3 protein-coding genes and 1 pseudogene are annotated in these 3,749 nt (G+C 67.2%); 3 read left to right on the top strand and 1 reads right to left on the bottom strand.

Annotated elements, in window-relative coordinates:
• Nucleotides 1-224: pseudogene (locus KGQ19_RS47860) on the top strand (hypothetical protein); the annotation flags it as partial.
• Nucleotide 225: 1 nt separating this feature from the next.
• On the opposite strand, the gene KGQ19_RS47865 reads toward KGQ19_RS47860, so the two are convergent.
• Nucleotides 226-450, bottom strand: coding sequence for a hypothetical protein (locus KGQ19_RS47865; RefSeq protein WP_212022201.1), 225 nt, complete (start codon nucleotides 448-450; stop codon nucleotides 226-228).
• A 201-nt stretch (nucleotides 451-651) separates the two neighbouring features.
• Between KGQ19_RS47865 and KGQ19_RS47870 the strand changes: the two genes are divergently transcribed.
• Together KGQ19_RS47870 and KGQ19_RS47875 are read left to right on the top strand one after the other, a co-directional pair.
• Complete coding sequence (locus KGQ19_RS47870; protein ID WP_212022202.1) at nucleotides 652-2,145, top strand: amino acid permease; 1,494 nt, start codon at nucleotides 652-654, stop codon at nucleotides 2,143-2,145.
• A 245-nt stretch (nucleotides 2,146-2,390) separates the two neighbouring features.
• Nucleotides 2,391-2,774 (top strand): hypothetical protein, encoded by a 384-nt coding sequence (locus KGQ19_RS47875; protein WP_212022204.1) that lies wholly within the window; start codon nucleotides 2,391-2,393, stop codon nucleotides 2,772-2,774.
• The last annotated feature ends 975 nt before the right edge of the window (nucleotides 2,775-3,749 follow it).

The raw sequence follows: 3,749 nt of genomic DNA on the forward strand, positions 1-3,749 counted from the left end.
GTGCGGGCGGGGGTGGCGGCGGGCGCTATTCCGGCCGTAGGTACAACTCATGGTCGGACAACAACTCCTACTCCGACAACAACATGTGGATCGACACCAGCTCCCCCAACGGCGGCTCCGACTCCGGGGGCTTCGGCGGTGGCGACTCCGGCGGCGGGGGCTTCAGTGGCGGCGACTCCGGCGGCGGATCGAGCGGGGACAGCGGTCAGAGCGGCGGGTGGTGATTCAAGCGGCCTGCAACGCCGCCTCGTCCTCGGCGTCGATCTTCGCGAGGGAAGAACACCCGTCCGATGACCCGGTGATCGTGCCGGGAGTGAAGGCACCGTAATCGAGCCATTCCATGGCGTTGCCCATCGCCGAGGCGACGACAGCCTTGCGGACTATGGAGGGCGGCACCGGCGCGCGTTCGGCGGGCCGCGGATCGGTCGATTTCTTGGTGACTTCACTCACAGGCAGTCATCTCCTTGCTACCACCGGAGGACGTGGCGGCGGGGATCGGTGTCATGGATGTTCTGTCGTAGATGTTCATGGGCGTGCTGCCCCCGCTGCCCGGGATGCGCCAGAGCAAACGGGCCATTTTCTCCAAATCTCCCAGATGACCGAACCGGATTGGGATGATAGTCATCCGGAATAGCGGGTAGCCGGTCGGCTATGAAGACTCAGAACGCGACGAAGGGCCTGTTCCGGACCAAAAGCATCGAAGACACCATCAGCGATACCAGTTCCGGCGAACACAGTCTCAGACGCGAGTTATCGGCACTGGATCTGACCGTCTACGGCGTCGGCGTCACCATCGGCACCGGGATCTTCGTCCTGACCGGAACCGCCGCCAAAGACTACGCCGGGCCGGCGGTCGCGCTGTCGTTCGCCGTGGCCGCCGTCGTCTGCGGGCTGGCCGCGCTGTGCTACGCCGAGTTCGCCTCGACCGTCCCGGTCGCGGGATCCGCCTACACCTTCTCCTACGCCTCGCTCGGGGAGTTCCCGGCCTGGCTCATCGGCTGGGACCTGATCCTGGAACTCGCGCTCGGGGCGGCGGTGGTCGCCGTCGGCTGGTCCGGATACATCCAGACCTTCCTGGCCGACATCGGCATCCACGTGCCCACCTCGATCGGCGGCGGCACCGACAGCCACTGGGGGCTGAACCTGCCGGCGGCGGTACTGGTGCTGGCGATGACCGCGCTGCTGGTGATCGGGGTCAAGCAGTCGGCCCGGTTCACGACCCTGATCGTCTCGGTCAAGGTCGCGGTGGTGCTGCTGGTCATCTTCGCCGGGCTGTTCTTCATCAAGGGCTCGAACTACAAGCCGTTCATCCCGCCGACGAGCAAGGGGACCAGCACCTCCTCCGGCGGCGCGCAACCGCTCATCCAGCACCTGGGGTTCGCGCCCGGCTCGTTCGGGGTGATGGGGATCTTCACCGCGGCGGCGGTCGTGTTCTTCGCCTTCATCGGGTTCGACGTCGTCGCCACCGCCGCCGAGGAGGTGAAGAAGCCGCAGCGGGACCTGCCGCGCGGCATCCTGGCCTCGCTGGCGGTGTGCACGGTGCTGTATGTGAGCGTGACGCTGGTCGTCACCGGGATGCAGAAGTACACGGTGCTGTCGGAGAAGGCGCCGCTGGCCGACGCCTTCAACGCCACCGGCGCGCACTGGCTCAGCGGCTTCATCAGCGCCGGGGCGGTCGCCGGCCTCACGTCGGTCACACTGCTGCTGCTCATGGGCCAGTCCCGGGTGTTCTTCGCCATGAGCCGCGACGGGCTGCTCCCCCGGGCCTTCTCCCGCGTCCACCCCCGGTTCCAGACGCCCTACCGGTCCACGATCCTGCTGGGTCTGGTCGTCGCCTGCTTCGCCGCCGTCATCCCGCTCAAGGCGCTGGCCGAGCTGGTGAACATCGGGACGTTGGCGGCGTTCATGCTGGTCTCGCTCGGGGTCATCATCCTGCGACGGACCCGGCCCGATCTGCCCCGGGCCTTCCGCACGCCCGGGGTGCCCTACGTGCCGATCGCGGCGATCCTGGCGTGCCTGTGGCTGATGCTGAACCTGCCGGTGGACACCTGGATCCGGTTCGGGGTGTGGATGGTGATCGGGCTGGTCGTGTACTTCGGGTACAGCCGTAAGCAGGTGGGGCGGGGCGAGCCCAGTAGCGAGTAGTACTCTGCTCCCCTGACCGCTGATGCCCCTGGCACTGTCCAGGGGCATCAGTATTCTGCTCATAGATCCAGACACTGCCCGCCACGCCAGTCCGTCCGATCGGCGAGAACCCGGTCCGACAGCCGGGATTCCCCACCCGCCCCGTTTCGGTTTCGACAGAATGGTCAACCCGAAAGACATGGCGCCTTGACGGCGGTCTTCCCCAGCCGTCAGTGTTCGAAGGCGCAACAGGGAGGTGACAACACATGGAGGACTGGACCAGCGCCCGCGAGTCGACGACCGGCCCCGCCCAGCGAGCCGCCGTCCGCAGCGCCGAACAGGCGGTGAGCGACGCCTGGATCGGCCAACTGGTGGCGGCCGAGTACGAGGCCCAGGTCGCGGTGGAGATCTGCACCCGCGTCCGAGAACGCCTCACGGCTCGCCTCCGCGTAGCCGAGCAGGTCGGCGACCCACTCACGATCGCCGAGACGCGCAGACGCCTGGCGGCCGCGGACCGGGTGTGCGCCGGGGCTTTGGATACGTACGCTGAGTCGCGGGATCTGCTGGCCGAGCAGCTGGATCGGTGGCTGCAGGCCACGCGGATGCGGTTTCGGGAGTCGGAGGATGATCGGCGGGTCATCGGGTGGTAGGGGCGGGGTCTTCGGGCCCTGTGAGCTTTGCGGGCCCTGTGAGCTTTGCGGGCTCTGGCTCTGTGGGCCAAGTTCGGGGTTCGGATCCCGGCACCGACCACGGCCCCGGGCTTGGCGTTCAGCACCGGGTCGTCGAAGGCGCGATCGCCCTGCCGCACTGGTTCCGCTGCCTACGCATCCGCCGCTTGCTCGTACACGATCCCCGGCAACAGCCGAGCGACGGCCTCCTCCGGTTACTCGGCCGTCACGCCATGGTCATCCTTACCGACCACGCTTCGCCTCCAGCGACCAGGGTCGTCTGGCCTGGATGGTCACGATGCCCTGCGTGGCGGGAAGCTCGAACTCGGTCTTCCCCTTCTTGTGGGTCAGCACCGACGCCAACCACTGCTCGCAGCTATGGGATGCCTGGTCGCAGTCAGCCATGCAGTCGCAGGGTTCATGAAAGGTCACCTTGACAGCCTCTGCGGACCGGGGGTGCGGGATGCGGGATGCGGGATGCGGCGAGTCTTGACTGGGGTGGTTCGGGGTTCGGATCTTCTTGCGGGGGTTGGAGTTTGTGGGCCGGGTTGCGGTTGGGGTGTGGGTTTCAAAGCTTTTTACGGCCTTCGGTCATAGTTGTGCCGGTTCGGGGTTCGGGTCGGCGGGTGTGTTTGTCGGCTGCCGGTTTGCGCGTTCACAACCCCGCCGCGCCTCAGGCCTCTTCAACTCCGGCAAGTCCGAGCAAGGCCACAGTCAAGGTCAAGGTCAAGGGCTGTGATGAAGGGCCGGGCCTCCGGCGGGCCTCGGCAACCTCAGGGAAACTAGCGCGGTTCCCTAGGGTGGCCGGGTCAGTCTCAGCGGCGGCGGTACCTGAGGTGGTGCGGTCCGTTCCCCTCGGTCGCGTCGTCAGCCCGGGGGGTACAGCACCGGTGTCCGGGGGTAAAGTCCGCGCGCGGCGGTTGGGTGCTCAAGCTGCGGTTTTGTGCAGCGCGAACT

It is taken from the genome of Catenulispora pinistramenti, assembly GCF_018274385.1.
Lineage (GTDB): Bacteria > Actinomycetota > Actinomycetes > Streptomycetales > Catenulisporaceae > Catenulispora > Catenulispora pinistramenti.

Bases quoted from the DNA above. Each gene is read 5' to 3' on its own strand.
- KGQ19_RS47870 (WP_212022202.1), top strand. From the start codon at position 652: ATGAAGACTCAGAACGCGACGAAGGGCCTGTTCCGGACCAAAAGCATC.
- KGQ19_RS47875 (WP_212022204.1), top strand. From the start codon at position 2,391: ATGGAGGACTGGACCAGCGCCCGCGAGTCGACGACCGGCCCCGCCCAG.